Source organism: Thermonema rossianum DSM 10300, assembly GCF_000426825.1.
In the GTDB taxonomy this organism is placed as follows: domain Bacteria; phylum Bacteroidota; class Bacteroidia; order Cytophagales; family Thermonemataceae; genus Thermonema; species Thermonema rossianum.
In genome coordinates this window covers 39,516-55,259 of sequence record NZ_AUGC01000016.1, presented here as the reverse complement: position 1 = coordinate 55,259, position 15,744 = coordinate 39,516, and the positions used below count along the sequence as shown (strand labels likewise).

Sequence of the window (15,744 nt, the reverse complement as noted above, 5' to 3'; positions counted from 1 at the left end):
CTGCACCGCCGGAGCTTTCCTCAACAAGGGATGCCCCTCGATGAGCATATGGGGTATTACCTCAAGTTTCCCTGAGCTATCCCCCAGTGCAGGGCAGGTTGCATACGCGTTACGCACCCGTGCGCCGGTCGCCGGCATCTTCCCGAAGGAAGACCCGCTGCCCCTCGACTTGCATGTATTAGGCCTGCCGCTAGCGTTCATCCTGAGCCAGGATCAAACTCTCCGTTGTAAAAAAAGTTTGATTCCCGACAACGTGAACTCTCTTTCATTAGGTCAAAGAACGTCTGACTCCTAAGAGCCTTTGTGCCTTCCTTCCAAAGGCGGGTTGCAAAGGTAATTACTCTTTTAATTCCTTGCAAACTTTTTGTTAACTTTTTTCGCCCTGCGCTGCCCGCAAAAGCGATTGCAAAGGTAAAACTATTTTTTCATTCCCTCCAAATTTCTGCCCCTCTTTTTTTTCGGAAGCCGCCTGCCGCCGCTCCGTTTCCCTCATTTGCGACTGCAAAGGTAGGTAACTCCCAAATTCTACGCAAGACATCGAAAGAAAAAATTTTTAAAACCAAACATAAAAACAAGATTACCAGATAATTACAAATATCAAAAATCAACAACTATGCACTCGGTACGGCGGTTCAGTTGTCTTCCTTCCTCTGTATCGTTAGAAGCGATAGGGCGTGACTCTCCATAACCGACTGCCTTTAAACGATGAGGGGCAATGCCATTTTCCACCAAGTAATCTACTACGGCTTGTGCCCGTCTGTTGGACAAACCTAAGTTCTTCTCTTCTGTACCTATGGCATCGGTATGCCCCGCGATTTCAAGCTTCAAAGAGGGGTGCCTGCGCAGCAGCTCCACCAAGCGTTTTAGTTCTTGCACAGACTCGGGGCGCAGTTCTGCCTTGTCAAAGTCAAAAAACACCATCAGGTTTATCTTCGCTCCTTTGCGCAGCGGCTGGAGCGGAATGGTACGTTCAACCACTTGATATTGTTGCGCCGCCGGTATTTCAAAGTATTCACTATGAAACAGATATCCTTCTTTTTCGGCAGTAATTAAGTAGCGTTGTCCCGCACGCATTACAGACTCAAAAAAGCCAAGCGGGTTACTTGTTTGGAACTCATCTTCCAAGCGATTGTCATTCAGGTTAAACAGTTCCACCTTTGCCACCAGCTTTTGTTTGCTTAAAGCATCTATCACCATTCCCTTCAGGACCACCACCGGTGGTAATCCTTGTTGTTGGGGGGCATCTATTTTCCGGATGTTCACCTCGACTTTTGCCTGTAAACTTTGATTTTGCTTTTTGATACGCTCAAGCGAAGGCATTCGAATCGTATAAATATCTTTTTCTCCATACCCCCCTTCTTTGGCAGAGGCATAATAGCCGGTTTTGTTGTCGGCAGAAAGCACAAAATAAATATCATCGTCAGCAGTATTGATGGGATACCCCAAGTTGGCAGGCGTACTCCACTCTCCATTCTTGTAGGTGCTCATAAAGATATCGAACCCTCCCATAGATGTATGCCCTTGTGAGCTGAAATAGAGGGTGGTGTCATCGTGAATAAAGGGGGCATCTTCATCGTAAGGGGTGTTTATTTTAGAGCCGAGGTTAATGGCCGGTCCCCAAGAGCCGTCGGCCTGCAAATGGCTGCGATAAATATCCAAGCCACCGTATCCGCCGGGGCGATCACTGGAGAAATAGATGGTTTTGCCATCTGCCGTAATGCTTACCGAGGGCTCTCTATATTTAGTATTGATATTTTTGCCTAAATCAACCGGTTCGGACCAACTCCCGTCACTCCCGTCAGGCTTCTTTTGAGACATATAAATATCGCCCATGCCCTTTTGCCCGGGTTTATAGATAAAAAGCGTGTTGCCATCGGGTGAAAGTGCAATGCAAGCATCATGCGAGTCTGTATTGATGGGTGGGGGCAGCTTTTCAGGTACTGTCCACTTCCCGTTCTTTTTATAGGATATGTAAATATCTTCGTAATAATGCCCGTCAGCGGGGTCAATCCCGCCACCGGTAGTGTTGTCGCGACGCGAGGTAAAGATAAGCTCAGATTCATCGGCAGAGATAACAGGCACATAGTCAGGGAAACGGGAATTAATGGTTGGGCCTATGTTTTCTATGACTACGGGTACCGGATCACGCATATACTGTATGCCGTAATTGCATTCTTGGATTTTTTTCTGCACTGTGCGGTGCCGCTCAGCATTCTTTTCTGCATCTTGTGTTTTCAGGTACTGCTCATATAAAAGAAGTGCTTCTTCGAATTTGTGATTGTATTGGTAGGCTTGTGCCAAATAGAAGGGTAACGACTCTTTATAATCCGGGCGGCGTTCATGTAGTTCTTTGAGGTAGGGCAGCGACAGATCTTTATGAGATGTGTTGAGGTAACACAGGCCTATGCGGAACAACAAGTGGTTTTTCTGCTCTTCGTCCAGTTCTTGCGAGCGGTTCAACAGGTCTAAGTATTTGGGCAGTGCCACCGTGTATTCGCCATAGGCAAAATCCTCGTCTGCCTCTTTAAGCAGGCGTTTTACTGATTGTGCCTGAAGCGCAGATATTCCAAAAAGAATCGCTGCAAGTATCAAAATAACTTTCTTCATAGCTTCCATTTCGTGAAGGTACAAGGTACAAATTAGTGATTTTATTTAGATTTTTCCATAAAACTCACATCTCCTACAACCAAAAAAAGAGGCAGGCGCTGCTTTCATTAAGGCCTGCCTCTTGAGCTTGTCTATCAATGGGATTTATTTTTCAGCCAACGCCAAGCTACGCTCAATGAAGTCATGTAACGCCTTGCCTTGCAGCTGCCCTTGCGAAAGCAGTGCCAGGTCGTAGGCATGGCGCAGCAGTAATTTTTGGCGGTCGGCATCAGCTTCTTGTAGCACTTTTTGTATGAAGGAGTGGTTGCCATTGATAATAATTTGCCAGTCGGAAGGCAAGTGTTTGATGGGCTGCCCCTGCAACTGTGACATTTCTTTCATCCGGCGAATGAACTCCGGCAAGGTAATCACTACCGGCAGGTCATGTATTGACAGCGCTTCTACCTTGATATTCAGCTTGTCGTCTTGAAGGGTTTCCTTGAAGAGTTTGATGATTTTTTCCTCTTCTTCTTTGGTGAGTGCATGCGTGGCGTTGGTATCGTCTTTTTCGATGAGCTTCTCCACAGAGTCGGCGTCCACGCGCTTAAAGCGGAAAGCGTCGAGCTTTATTTCTAAACGCTGAATAAAATGCGCATCCAAGATGCCATCCATCAATAACACATCGTATCCGCGCTTGCGTGCTGCTTCAATGTAAGTATATTGTTTATCGGTGTCTTGTGCATAAAGCGCTATGATGGTACCGTGTTTGTCTTTTTGAACGGCTTCTATTTTTTGTTTGTATTCGTCAATGGTAAAGTATTGCCCTTCGGTGTTTTTGAGCAAACAGAATTTTTGCGCCTTTTCAAAAAACTTGTCATCGGTAATCATCCCATATTTTACGAACAGCCCAAGCCCCTCCCACTTTTCTTCAAAGGCTTTGCGGTCTTTATTGAAGAGCTCTTGTAGTTTTTCGGCTACCTTCTTGGTGATGTACTGATTGATTTTGCGCACGTTGCTGTCGGACTGCAGGTAGCTGCGCGATACATTTAGCGGTATGTCGGGCGAGTCGATGACGCCATGAAGCAACATGAGATATTCGGGTACAATGTCGCGCACTTCATCGGTAATGAACACCTGCCGGCAGTAGAGTTGTATGCGGCTTTTTTGTATGTCGAACTGGCTGGTGATTTTCGGGAAGTAAAGAATGCCCGTCAAGGTAAAAGGATAGTCAACATTCAGATGAATCCAAAACAGTGGGTCTTCGGCAAAGGGGAAAAGTTGCTTGTAGAAGCTCAAATAATCTTCGTCCTTTAAATCTTGGGGCGATTTTACCCACAGAGGCTCGGTGTCGTTGATTTGCTTGCCATCGAACCACACAGGAACGGGCAAGAAGCGTGCGTACTTGTCCAGTATTTCCTGCAAGCGGAATTTGTTGAGAAACTCCTCGCCTTCTTTGCCTATGTGCAGAATCACCTCTGTGCCACGCTCTTGTTTTGTGGCTTCTTCTATTTCAAAGTGCGTATCACCCGCACAACGCCATTTGACTGCCGGTGCTTCCTCTTTATAGGACTTGGTGATAAGCTCTACTTCGTCGGCTACCATGAAGGCAGAATAAAAGCCCAATCCGAACTTACCTATGATGTCATTGCCGGCTTCTTTATAGCGCTGTACAAACTCGGCAGCCCCCGAAAAAGCCACTTGGTTGATGTACTTCTTCACCTCTTCGGGGGTCATGCCTATGCCGTTGTCTTTTACAATGATTTTTTTGCCCTCTTTATCTAAGATGACCTCTACTTTTAGCTCGCCCAATTCACCTTGAAACTCCCCTATCGACGCCAAGCGTTTTAATTTTTGGCAGGCGTCCACGCCATTCGATACCAGCTCACGCAAGAATATTTCATGGTCGGCATACAAAAACTTTTTGATGATGGGGAAAATATTTTCGGTACTTACTTGAATTTGTCCTTGCTCTTTTATTGCTGCCATAGTGCTGTCCTCCTTTTGGTTTTTTTACTCCTGTTGTTCGGTAAGCAAAGGGTATTCCAAGCACAAGACTCTGACATTCTGTCATATTTATCTCTTGGCTTGATTATTTTGTATATTTTGGCTTGTTGTTTTGTGATTAAATGAAAACGATAAACTAGATGAAGCGGGAAGAGCGATACCAAAAGGTTTTGGATTACTTTCAGAAAACCCAACCCGAAGCTCAAACCGAGCTGCACTATGAAACCCCCTTTCAACTGTTGGTAGCCGTGATTTTAAGTGCACAGTGTACTGATGAGCGAGTAAATAAGGTAACCCCTGCCCTGTTTGAGCGTTACCCAAGCCCGCAAGACTTGGCACAAGCCAAAGTGGAAGATGTATATGAGCTTATAAAAAGTATTTCCTACCCTAACAATAAGGCCAAACACTTGGTAGGCATGGCCAAAATGCTGGTAGAGCAATATGGTGGCGAAGTGCCCGACACGATGGAAGCGCTCGTAAAGCTGCCCGGTGTAGGACGCAAAACCGCCAATGTGATTTTGTCGGTCATTTACGACCAACCTGCCATGGCGGTTGATACCCACGTGTTCCGTGTTTCGAAGCGCCTCGGCTTGGTGGATGAAAGTGCCAAAACCCCTTTGGAAGTAGAGCAAGAACTGGTCAAACACATACCTAAAGAGCTGGTAGCCCGTGCCCATCATTGGCTTATCTTGCATGGACGCTACGTGTGCTTGGCCCGGAAACCCAAGTGTGATGCCTGCGGCTTGCGCGCCTACTGCCTCTACTATGAGCAGCAAGTGGCGCCTTTTGAAAATAAATTGAAATAAACATTTTTTGTCATGGCCGTTCATTGGTTCAGTCTTCTGTCTAAAAGCATTACAGGCGGTATTGTTGGTTACTACACCAACGACCTGGCCATAGATATGCTTTTCCGCAAACGCTTTGGTCTGGGGGGCATCGTGCTCAAAACACATCACGAGTTTGTGGAAAACATCAGCCGGCTGGTAGAAGAAGACATCATCACCCATCATGCAATAGGGGCTGCGTTCGACACACCGCAATTTCGCGCCGAACTGCAAAAGACGGTCGAGCAGCTTTTGACGGAAGAAATACCGGCATGGATTGCCCACACGCCACGCTTAAACGAAGTGCCTGACTTGGCTATTGCCGTTGAGCATATACTCTTCGACCTGGAACCTGCCATTGAGCTGGCTTTAAAGCGTATTTTTCCTGCGGTCAGCCGCCATTTAGAGTTATCTACGCTCATCAGCGAAAGACAAGTGAAGCATGTGGGGGGGCAACTGGCCGGTATCCTGCGCCGCATTTTAGCCAAACATGAAACCGATACCGAGTGGCTGCATTACGTGTTCACATCATCGCCCAACGGCATTTTGCATGCCCCTCTTGAACAGGTCATTCAAAAGGATATTGTTGCCGAATGGATAGCTATCCTGCGCCAGCCTTTGTTGTTTGTGCCGGCTGAGTTGCGCTATAATTTTTCTGCCCCCTTGCGCGATAGCTTACAAAGTGCCGTACACACTCTGTTGCCCCCCAAAACCGTAGAGACACTGGTTTACCGCCTGGGCGAAGAGCGTCTTTCCGATTACATCAGCGAAGCAGAATTTGCCGGCATGTTTCATGTGTTTCGTGAGAAAGTACGCGGCCTGCTGCAAGAGCCCGCCGGCAAGCGCATCCTCGAAACCTTCCTGAAGCTTCTCTACGAACAGCTGCTCAAGGTAGATACCACACTCTTCGAGCTGCTGGATAAAAACATGGGAGCCCACTTCAAAGACTTTTTGCTGCAGCGCCTGCCCGGTGTGCTTGAAAAGCTCATTGCTTTTATTCAGAACGAAAAGCATTTGATTGATGAGCTGATCGACGAAACGTTTCGCCGGAATACACAAACGCTATTACAAGAGTGGCTCATCGACCTGTTCGTAGGCAGCGTAAGTGCCGAAACCAAAGTGGTCGATAAAATCATCCATTACCTCGAAACCTACGACGCCCAAACACTTGCTCAAGAAGGTGCCAACTACTTGCTGGATTATTTGCAAAAAAACAGCATAGGCAGCATAGTAGCCCATATTCCCAAACACCGTTTTGTGGAAGTGCTGTTGCCTTCCATACAAAAGGGAATCACAGACGAAATAGACAAACTCAAAGCAAAGCAGCTGTATGTTTACTTGAATGAGCCTTTGCGCAAATGGCTGCCACTGAAAAAACTTGCCCCCCAAATAAGCCGCCGGATAAGCGAAAGCCTGCCGCAGCAGATATACACTTTCTTAACCGATGAAAAATTCGAACCGGCATGGCAAAAGTTGATAGAACGCCTGTCTGTCAATCAACTATTAGGGAAGCCGCTCATTGAAATACTCGATGAGCATCAGCAAGGGCAACTCATACAAGACCTGGCACGCTGGTGGTACAAAAGTATTCACTCGCCACAGCTTGCTTTCGACATAGAACAAGCCTTGTATGCTGAAGTAAAAAAACGCAACCTTGAAACGCTCATTCCCACACAGCAATGGCTGCAATGGCTTCCTTCGCTTAGCCGCCAAGCCACTGCCCTCTTGCGCACGGAATATGAAAAAATAGCCGGACAGCCATTGTTGCCTTTTTATAATCGTATTCAGAAGAACGAGAAAGTTGTAGATACCCTTACGGAACGCACCAAGCAAGTGCTTGTCAACAATGCCGAGGTCTTGTTAAAAGGGCGCATAGAAGAGCTGGTGCGCAATAACCTTAGCAAGCTGCCCCCCGAGCGCATACGCGATATGGTGGAAGAGTTTATGGGCAAGGAAGTCAAGCCCATCACGCGTTTGGGGGCACTGCTGGGCGGCATCGCCGGTGCCGGCCTATATGCCTTGCCTGCCCTGCCCGGTTGGGGCGCCAACCTGGCGCTGTCGGGGGCTGCCTATGGCATCACCGGCTACGGTACCAACTGGCTTGCTTTGAAAATGATATTCCGCCCCTACCGTCCCTATTACATAGGTAAGCAGCGCTTGCCATTTACGCCCGGTGTCATTGCCAAGAACCAAGCCCGCTTTGCCGAAAATATGGGGCGTTTTGTAGGCGAACAGCTGCTCAACCAAGACAAGCTGGTAGAACGCTTCCGTGAAAACCGCACGCAATTGGAAGAAAAGGCTGTTCAATTGATTCAAAAAGATGACTACCGCCTGCTAACCCAATTGATAGAAGAAAACCGCCCACAGCTCAGCCAATGGCTCAGCGAAAGCAGCTTGCGGCTGATAGACCAACATTTTGGCGTATTGGTGCGCCCTTTGATTAAGGACACCACCGAGCGCCTGGGCAATACCACACTAAAAGAGTTTGATACAAGCGCCATACGCAGCAATATTTTAGAGTATTTACAAAGTGAACGCTTTACCGAACGCCTTGGCCGCTTGGCAATACGCCGCCTGGAACAGATAGGACACTGGAGCGAAGATGATTTCAAACGCCTGTACACTTACCTGTTTCCAATATTTGCACAGCAGTTCAACCATTTTATCAACAGCCGGCAGCTGCATGAGTTCCTGTTTAACCGCTGGCAGGCATGGCACCAAAAGCACCAAGCGGCAAGCCTGCATGAAATCATTCAAAGCTTTCCTGATAAAGACTGGTTACCCACTGTCAGCAAACAACTGATTCAAGCATGGATGCAAACGCCCCGCCTGGCGAAGCGCGTAACAGACATACTACACGCCCGCCTGCAGAAAGAAATAAGCCCCGAACGCCCCATAGAAAGCCTGCTTGGCGGACGCCTGATGGTAGAAGTCGAACACTTGCTTGAGCATACACTGCAAGACTTTATGCAGAAAGCCATCCGCTGGATGCAAGAAAACAAAAGCCGCCTTGCCGAAGATATCTATGCCAAAGCCAAAGAAGAAAACGGCATGGCAGTGCTTTACAAGCGCACAATTAAAGATACCGTTTACGAGCTGGCCGATGATATCATCCCTGCTTATCTGGAGAGTCGCCTGCCGGTCTTCCGGCAGCTGTTACGCCAAGAAATACACCAAATAGGCAAGCTGCCCATCGGCGAATTGAATACGGGCATTGAACACAAGCGTTTATCGGAAACGGTGCATAGCTTTTTGCACAACCAAGAGTTTCTTTACATAGCCGGCGAAATAGGCAGCCTCTCCGTGGTGGAAGTGAGCAAGCGCATCCGCTTATCTGAACTTGTGCAAGAAACCTCAATTGAGCAAATCACCAAATGGCAAGCCATTTTTCAATGGCTTACGCCACCGCTCACCATTGACGACAAACAGCAGGCAACACTGATGCAAGACTTTCAATGGATAAGCCGCCTGCTCTACCGGCTCTACGGGCGCGAAAGCCTCTCTGTTTGGATAGAACGCCTGCGTATCGACAAAACGCTGCCGGCTCTTTTGGTGCCGCTGATTCGGCATCCACGCATTCAGAAGCAGCAGAAGCTTTGGGTAGATGAGTTTTTTGCCGTATCGAAAAATAAGCCTCTTAAAGACCTGCTTGATACTGAACAGCTGCGCATCGATGCCCAAAATACACTGCACAAGCTTTGGCATACGGAAGAGTTCAAACATGCATTGCAAGAGAGTCTTACAAGCATTTACGATAGCCTGCTGGAAAAACTGATAAGCAACTTGCCACTGGAAACCAAAGCTTTTCTGGTGAAAAACCTGACACACTATGCCATGAACAGCCTGGAGGTGCACCTGCCGACTTTGCTTCAAAGCATCAACCTGCGCGGCATTGTAGTAGAAGAAATCAAGTCCATGAATCCGAAAGAGATAGAAAAACTGTTCCAAAGCTTTGCCGGACGCTACTTCCGTGAACTTATCAACTACGGCTTTAGTTTTGGTATTGTCTTCGGCTTGCTGCTGGATGGCATCCTGCAAGCAGGCCTTTCCCTTAGTCATTGAAAACTACTAACTTTGCAAACGGTTTTAAAAAAAGAACAAGCATGCACAACGATCCGGAATTACAAATACAAGGCAAATATTTAGGTACCATCACCAAAGACTTTGCAAAAATTAGCCACTTGCTCAAAGAAGCAGCCTATCAGATGAAAAAGCGGGGAATTTCCAATTATCCCATCTTCCCCATATGCAAAGAAGAGCTGAAGATAGGCAGGCTGCTGCTCGATAAAAGAGAAATTAACAGCGAGTGGAATTTTTATATTTCTTATGCCGAAATCTTCCGCCAACAGGGGCTTATTACGGATGAGCATTTTACCGACTTCGAGCAGGTGTATAAGCCCATAGACGAGTATTGCTGCCTTTTTGTGGTGGATAAAGAGTTTATGAACTTCGTCTTCTTGCCCTATCCTCATGACGAAGAAGAGCCACTGGCTTAAGCCGCCTTATATTGTCGTGTGCCCTTGGTTGCTTGCCAAGGGCTACTGCGCCATGGCTTTGTATCCGTTTGTTCTATTGAAACAAGCCCACTTGCGCCATGACCGGCGTCTTATGCTGCATGAACGCATCCACCTGCGTCAACAATTAGAGCTGCTTATTTTTCCTTTTTATATCGTTTACTTGCTGCATTACTTGCTGCTGCTGTGGCGCTTTCGTAACCATTGGCAAGCCTACCGCCATATTTGCTTTGAGCGCGAAGCCTACGCCCACGAACACAACCCTGCTTACCTGACACAGCGCCCGTTGTGGGCATGGCGCAAATACTGGACATAAATTTTTGGGGGTATCAAAGCAGCGACTCCAGAAAATCCAAAATAGGCTTCACCTCGCTGTCCCAGTAGGTATAATCATGGCCGGCAAGCGGAAAATGACACTCTACTGTAAGTTGAGGGTACACCTTACGCAACACTTCACATAAGTGTTGCGACTGTGCCGGTGGCACTACTTTGTCTTTCCGCCCATGCCCTATGTACACCGGGGTGCGCCATTCCAAAATACGGTAAATGACGTTATCTACCGTTTTCCAACGCTCTGCAAACTGTTGATAACTGCCATAATAGCCGCGCATCAGATTATCGGAAGGCATTTTGGTTTGGTCATAGTCGCCCGAAAGCAGCGCGGCACCTTTCCAAAAGCCGGGCATATCTAAACACAAAAGGGCAGCACCGCGGGCCCCGGTCGAAAGCCCCACCACAAAATTGTTTTGCCCCGGCTTCAGCAAGCCAAAACGTGCCCTTACTTCCTCGATGACCTGCTCCCGCAACCATGGACGCGTGGGGTACTGCCGCCAATCGGGACGTGTTTCGGGAAACAGCTGTTCGGCATATACGCTCTTGCCCATTTCGGGCATCACTAAAGCAAAGCCACGCTGCAGGGCTTGCGTGCACATGCTCGAGCGCTCGCACCAATCGGTGCGCGAAAAGTTCCAACCGGGCAGCAGTAAAATACAGCCTTTGGGCGGCTGCCCCGGCAGCCATACATCTACTTTATGCCCGGCAATTTCCAACGTGTGTTTTTGAATTGAATCCTTCGACATGCTTTCACTGCTTTTCATAAAGTCGTCTTCTCTTGTGGCAGCCATGCCACAGAGTAAAATACAAACCAACGGCAAGCAAAGCTTAATCATAAATTACATATTTTGCCCGTAACTGCTTGTATTTTTCCAAGTCTTTCGCCCACTGTCTTCTGATTTCCGCGGCACTCTTACCGGCTTCTATTTGCTTGCGCACTTGGTCTGTGCCACAAAGCGTATCGAAGTAGCGGTTGAAAAACTGCTGCTTGTCAGGAAAACGATTGTAAAAATCGATGATATACTCAATGGCAAGATAAGCGGGCGGTACCTGCTTTCGCAAATCAAGCCCATAACATGTTTTTCCTTCATAAAGCGGGTGTTTGGCGCCCATATTAGGGTGTGGCGTAAAGCGGAATGAGCCCATGCCGGGATGCGGATAACCTACCACCTGAAAGGGAAAATCTGTGCCACGTCCGACACTCATAGCCGTACCTTCGAAAAGGCAAAGGGTCGGATACCAACGAATGGCATGGTAGTTTGGCAAGTTGGGCGAAGGGCGCACCGGCGGCTCATAGCGCATACTATGTTTGTAGTTTTCCATCTTTACTACCGTGAGCTTGCAGCTGTCAGCCGCCTGTATCCATCTTTCACCTGCAATCATCTGTGCCAACTCGCCCACCGTAAGCCCATGCACAACAGGAATGGGATGCATACCTACAAAGGAGCGAAATTGGGGGGCTAAAACAGGTCCGTCGATGTAGTCGCCATTTGGGTTGGGGCGGTCTAAAATGATAATTTCTTTTCCTTGCTCTGCGCAGGCCTCCATCACATAATGCATGGTGCTGATGTAAGTATAAAAGCGTGCACCTACATCCTGCATGTCGAACACCACCACATCAATGTCTTGCAGGTGCTCGGGACGGGGCTTTTTGTTTTTCCCGTACAACGAAACAATGGGAATGAGTGTTTGCTTGTCGCGTTCATTTTGCACATGCTCGCCGGCGTCGGCTGTACCTCGAAAACCATGCTCGGGCGCAAATATTTTTTCCACCTGTATGCCCCTGCTCAAAAGGGTATCTACCAAGTGTATATGTCCCACCATGGAAGTGTGGTTCACCACAAGGGCTACTTTCTTGCCTTTAAGCAAAGGCAAATAGACTTCCATGCGTTCAGCGCCCAAGCGTAATTGGCTTTGCACCGCTGTGTCCTTTGCCGTAAGACGCTGCCCATGCCCTTCATAACGGCAGGAAGTCAAGCAAAGGCTCAAAACCATCAGGTATTTGAGAGAGAAAGGAAAGATGTGTATTTTTGGCAACATCGACAGCTATAACTTTTTTTATTTGTGCTTCCTTCTATACGAACGATTCAATGGGCACGTTGGGTCGCTTCCCGTTTACAGCAGCGCGCGGCTGACCGTCATGCATTCAGCCGCACTGCCACACGTATTGCCACAGCCACATTGGCAACAGGCATTGCCATTGCTTTGCTTTCTTTTGCTGTGTTGCTGGGATTCAAATCGCAAATACAGCAAAAGCTATTTGCTTTTCACGGCCACGCCCGCATCATCAAATTTAGCAATAATCGCTCATTCGAGCCACCACCACTCGACACACGCCGCCCCTGTTTCGATACCATCAGGCAACTGCCCGGCATACACCACACGCAACGGTATATAGAAAAGGCAGCCGTTTTGCGTGCCAACGATGAAGTGTTGGGGGTGGTGCTCAAAGGCATCGGTCAAGATTTTGACAGCACCTATTTTGCCCCGAACTTGATTGCCGGACGGCTGCCGGCACGGCATGGTTCCAAAGAAGCGCTTGAAGTGGTGGTCAGTGAATATATAGCCAATACACTGCGTGTGCAAACCGGCGACACCTTGTTGGTAGCATTCATACAACAGCCCCCACGCTTCCGTAAAATGGTCATTGTAGGCATCTACGATACCGGCCTGAGCCTCTTTGATGAGCATTTTCTGCTTACAGACATACGATTGCTTCAAAAGCTCAATGGCTGGGATGCCCACACGGTCACCGGCGTGGAGGTGTTCCTTAAAGACTTTGACACCTTCCCCCGGTTCTTCCCTCTCATTGACGAACTATTGGATATGGACCTCTATCTGGAGACTGCCCAAAGCAAGCATTTCGACATGTTCGACTGGCTGATATTGCTCGACAACAATGTGTGGGTGTTGCTGGGCATCATCGTGGCAGTCATTGGCTTCAATCTCATCTCCGTGTTGTTTATTCTTATCGTAGAACGCACCTCCATGATTGGCTTGCTCAAAGCCATGGGTGCCGGCAACCGGCAAATCAAAAGCATTTTCGTATGGCAAGGCTTACGCATTGCCCTGGCCGGCTTGGCATGGGGCAACCTGTTGGGTATAGGGCTGGCTACGGTACAGTATTTTTTCCGGCTGATGCCCCTTGACCGCAAACACTACTTCATGGATTACGTGCCCATTCAATGGAACTGGCTCTCCATCGTAGGGGTAAACATAGGGGCATTGGTTATTGTATTCTTGCTGCTATGGCTTGCCGCCGGCGTCATTGCCCGCATCCGCCCCATCAAAGCCATCCGCTTCGACTGAAGCAGGCCGGCGGGCTATGAGTTCCACCGTTCAAGATGCTTCACCAATACAGCGAAATCTTTGGGGTAAGGGGCTTCTATTTCCACCGGGCTGTCGTCCATATTCCGGAAGGCTATTTTATGGGCATGCAGAGCAAAGCGCTGAATGACAGGCAACTCTTCGCTGTCTTTCTTTAAGTTATAACGGCGTTTCAGCTGGGATAAATACAACCATTGCCCGCCATAAGTTTCGTCACATACGATGGGGGCGCCAATGCTTGCCAAGTGAATACGTATCTGGTGCAAGCGCCCGGTAACGGGGAAGCACTGCACCAAGGTATAGTCACGATAATTACGCAAGGTATTGAATACCGTAATGGCCGGCTTGCCTTGTGCCCAATCGATGCGCACAATTCCTTTTTGCGGCTTTGGAAATATGGGCAGATTGACCACGTGATTTTCAAACGAGTGCACCCCTTCGGCCACAGCGTGATATTCTTTTTTTACCTCGCGGTGCTCGAACTGTATGGCCAAATGGCGATAGGCTTCGGGGTGTTTGGCTATCACCAATGCTCCGGATGTTTCTTTATCTAAACGATGGCACAACTGCGCGCCTTCGTGATAATCGCGGGCTAAAGACAAAACACTCACTTTCCTGTCAACGCCAAAGCGCTCGTCTAAGCTCGATAAAAACGGTGGTTTATTGATAACTATATAATGCTCGTCTTCGAAAAGAATCATCTCCTCTATACGGAAGAACTTTCCCATTGTCGTTTGATTTGTTTTTTTAAATTACTCTACTTCCTCGTAATCGACATACTCGCCGCCGTCGAATGACCGCTTTTTGGGTGGCACGTAGTCTATTCGTATGTCTTCTTTGCGCCTGCCGGCTGAAAAATCTTTGCTATGATAACCTATGAAAAACTGTACAGCCACCTTGCCTGTCCAATACAGCAGGTAGCCAATGCCAAAAAGAATGATGAGAAGTTTAAGCACAGCTTCCGGGTTTAAGTTCCACAAAACTAAAAACTTTACTCTTCTTCTAACAAGAAAGTCCGGAAAGCCGTTTGCAATTCGGTCAAAAGTTTGGATTCACCTGCCTGCCGGCATACCTCTATGCCCTCTTCAAATACGGCACGTGCCTGTGCCAGTTGCCCCAGGTCCCAATACAGATGCGCCAACGCATAATAGGTGGGTGCGTAATGCGGAAAACGCTGCCGCAGCTGCTCCAAATAAGCCAGTGCTTCTTGGGGGGCTGCTTGCTGATATTCCATCGCCAAAGCATAATACAAGAAGGGATCGTCCGGCGACTCTGCCAACATTTCTTTCAATTTTCTTATACGTTCGTCATGCATACTATTTTTGTATTTAAGCTATATTCTGTAACTTCACGGCTGCACAAGGAGTTATGCAACACAAACAAACATAAAACGCAAACCTATGAAAATATTAGTGTGTATTACGCATGTTCCGGACACCACCACCAAAATTAAATTCACTCCGGACAACAAGCAACTCGACAAAAACGGCGTGCAGTTTGTGATTGGTCCTTACGATGATTATGCACTTTCGCGTGCCATAGACCTCAAAAACGAACTGGGCGCTTCGGTGACCATCCTGAACGTAGGAACAGCCGAAACCGAGCCTACCATCCGCAAAGCATTGGCTTTGGGTGCCGACGATGCCATCCGCATCGATGCCGAGCCTACCGATTCTTACTTTGTGGCTCAGCAGATTGCAGCCGTTGCCAAGCAAAACAACTATGACCTGATTTTGATGGGGCGCGAGTCTATCGACTTCAACGGCGGTGTAGTGCACGGCATCGTAGGTGAAATGCTGGGAATTCCCGCCTTGTCGCCGGTAATGAAACTCGACATCGAAGGCAATGTAGCCAAGATGGCCCGTGAAATTGAAGGTGGTAAAGAGTATCTCGAAGCCGAATTGCCGTTGGTATTGGGCTGCCAAGAGCCTATTGCCGAGTGGAAAATACCTAACATGCGCGGTATCATGTCGGCACGTACCAAACCGCTGCAAGTATTGCCTCCGTTTGCCGAAGATGTACTGACCGAAACCGACAGCTTCGAGTTGCCTCCGCCGCGCAAAGAGTGCAAGCTCATCGATCCCGACAATGTGGAAGAGCTTATCGACTTGCTGCAAAACGAAGCCAAAGTACTCTAATCTACATTCTTTTCTGAA

At 48.1% G+C, this 15,744-nt stretch carries 13 protein-coding genes and 1 rRNA gene; 6 read left to right on the top strand and 8 right to left on the bottom strand.

Going from position 1 to position 15,744, the window contains the following annotated elements:
- From K384_RS10735 to htpG, 3 genes are all read right to left on the bottom strand, one after another.
- Positions 1-229, bottom strand: a 16S ribosomal RNA gene (locus K384_RS10735); the annotation flags it as partial.
- A gap of 368 nt (positions 230-597) precedes the next feature.
- On the bottom strand, positions 598-2,607 hold the full coding sequence (locus K384_RS10730) for an OmpA family protein (RefSeq protein WP_169737648.1): 2,010 nt from the start codon (positions 2,605-2,607) through the stop codon (positions 598-600).
- A gap of 144 nt (positions 2,608-2,751) precedes the next feature.
- A complete protein-coding gene (htpG, locus tag K384_RS10725; RefSeq protein ID WP_071837493.1) occupies positions 2,752-4,572 on the bottom strand; it encodes a molecular chaperone HtpG in 1,821 nt (606 codons plus the stop codon).
- 158 nt (positions 4,573-4,730) lie between these two features.
- Here htpG and nth point away from each other — a divergent pair, with 158 nt between their 5' ends.
- Genes nth through K384_RS10705 form a run of 4 tightly spaced genes read left to right on the top strand, consistent with a single transcriptional unit; the run spans position 4,731 to position 10,244 of the window.
- Entirely contained in the window at positions 4,731-5,396 is a 666-nt protein-coding gene (nth, locus tag K384_RS10720) for an endonuclease III (RefSeq protein ID WP_038032185.1), read from the top strand.
- A gap of 12 nt (positions 5,397-5,408) precedes the next feature.
- Positions 5,409-9,476, top strand: a complete 4,068-nt coding sequence (locus tag K384_RS10715) for a DUF445 family protein (protein ID WP_038032184.1) — start codon at positions 5,409-5,411, stop codon at positions 9,474-9,476.
- Between the two features lie 41 nt (positions 9,477-9,517).
- On the top strand, positions 9,518-9,910 hold the full coding sequence (locus K384_RS10710; RefSeq protein ID WP_038032183.1) for a hypothetical protein: 393 nt from the start codon (positions 9,518-9,520) through the stop codon (positions 9,908-9,910).
- Positions 9,885-10,244: a hypothetical protein gene (locus K384_RS10705; protein WP_071837492.1), complete on the top strand. Its 360-nt coding sequence runs from the start codon at positions 9,885-9,887 to the stop codon at positions 10,242-10,244. Before K384_RS10710 ends, K384_RS10705 begins: the two co-directional genes overlap by 26 nt.
- A gap of 13 nt (positions 10,245-10,257) precedes the next feature.
- Here K384_RS10705 and K384_RS10700 read toward each other — a convergent pair whose 3' ends face one another.
- Both K384_RS10700 and K384_RS10695 read right to left on the bottom strand, forming a co-directional pair.
- Positions 10,258-11,007: an alpha/beta hydrolase-fold protein gene (locus K384_RS10700; protein ID WP_071837494.1), complete on the bottom strand. Its 750-nt coding sequence runs from the start codon at positions 11,005-11,007 to the stop codon at positions 10,258-10,260.
- Between the two features lie 82 nt (positions 11,008-11,089).
- Positions 11,090-12,301, bottom strand: a complete 1,212-nt coding sequence (locus tag K384_RS10695) for an exo-beta-N-acetylmuramidase NamZ family protein (RefSeq protein ID WP_084147209.1) — start codon at positions 12,299-12,301, stop codon at positions 11,090-11,092.
- Between the two features lie 24 nt (positions 12,302-12,325).
- On the opposite strand from K384_RS10695, the gene K384_RS10690 reads away from it, so the two are divergent.
- Positions 12,326-13,570: an ABC transporter permease gene (locus tag K384_RS10690; protein WP_051633331.1), complete on the top strand. Its 1,245-nt coding sequence runs from the start codon at positions 12,326-12,328 to the stop codon at positions 13,568-13,570.
- 14 nt (positions 13,571-13,584) lie between these two features.
- Here the strand turns inward: K384_RS10690 and K384_RS10685 are convergent, their stop codons facing one another.
- The 3 genes from K384_RS10685 to K384_RS10675 are packed head-to-tail and all read right to left on the bottom strand — an operon-like array spanning position 13,585 to position 14,903.
- Entirely contained in the window at positions 13,585-14,316 is a 732-nt protein-coding gene (locus K384_RS10685; RefSeq protein WP_038032180.1) for an RluA family pseudouridine synthase, read from the bottom strand.
- A gap of 24 nt (positions 14,317-14,340) precedes the next feature.
- Positions 14,341-14,544: a hypothetical protein gene (locus tag K384_RS10680; RefSeq protein ID WP_157630134.1), complete on the bottom strand. Its 204-nt coding sequence runs from the start codon at positions 14,542-14,544 to the stop codon at positions 14,341-14,343.
- A gap of 35 nt (positions 14,545-14,579) precedes the next feature.
- Positions 14,580-14,903: a tetratricopeptide repeat protein gene (locus tag K384_RS10675; RefSeq protein ID WP_038032176.1), complete on the bottom strand. Its 324-nt coding sequence runs from the start codon at positions 14,901-14,903 to the stop codon at positions 14,580-14,582.
- 85 nt (positions 14,904-14,988) lie between these two features.
- Between K384_RS10675 and K384_RS10670 the strand changes: the two genes are divergently transcribed.
- On the top strand, positions 14,989-15,726 hold the full coding sequence (locus K384_RS10670; protein ID WP_038032173.1) for an electron transfer flavoprotein subunit beta/FixA family protein: 738 nt from the start codon (positions 14,989-14,991) through the stop codon (positions 15,724-15,726).
- Positions 15,727-15,744 lie beyond the last annotated feature (18 nt).

Excerpts from the sequence above, each read along its gene's own strand:
- K384_RS10730 (WP_169737648.1), bottom strand. The coding sequence starts at position 2,607 with ATGAAGAAAGTTATTTTGATACTTGCAGCGATTCTTTTTGGAATATCT.
- htpG (WP_071837493.1), bottom strand. The coding sequence starts at position 4,572 with ATGGCAGCAATAAAAGAGCAAGGACAAATTCAAGTAAGTACCGAAAAT.
- nth (WP_038032185.1), top strand. The coding sequence starts at position 4,731 with ATGAAGCGGGAAGAGCGATACCAAAAGGTTTTGGATTACTTTCAGAAA.
- K384_RS10715 (WP_038032184.1), top strand. The coding sequence starts at position 5,409 with ATGGCCGTTCATTGGTTCAGTCTTCTGTCTAAAAGCATTACAGGCGGT.
- K384_RS10710 (WP_038032183.1), top strand. The coding sequence starts at position 9,518 with ATGCACAACGATCCGGAATTACAAATACAAGGCAAATATTTAGGTACC.
- K384_RS10705 (WP_071837492.1), top strand. The coding sequence starts at position 9,885 with ATGACGAAGAAGAGCCACTGGCTTAAGCCGCCTTATATTGTCGTGTGC.
- K384_RS10700 (WP_071837494.1), bottom strand. The coding sequence starts at position 11,007 with ATGTCGAAGGATTCAATTCAAAAACACACGTTGGAAATTGCCGGGCAT.
- K384_RS10695 (WP_084147209.1), bottom strand. The coding sequence starts at position 12,301 with ATGTTGCCAAAAATACACATCTTTCCTTTCTCTCTCAAATACCTGATG.
- K384_RS10685 (WP_038032180.1), bottom strand. The coding sequence starts at position 14,316 with ATGGGAAAGTTCTTCCGTATAGAGGAGATGATTCTTTTCGAAGACGAG.
- K384_RS10675 (WP_038032176.1), bottom strand. The coding sequence starts at position 14,903 with ATGCATGACGAACGTATAAGAAAATTGAAAGAAATGTTGGCAGAGTCG.
- K384_RS10670 (WP_038032173.1), top strand. The coding sequence starts at position 14,989 with ATGAAAATATTAGTGTGTATTACGCATGTTCCGGACACCACCACCAAA.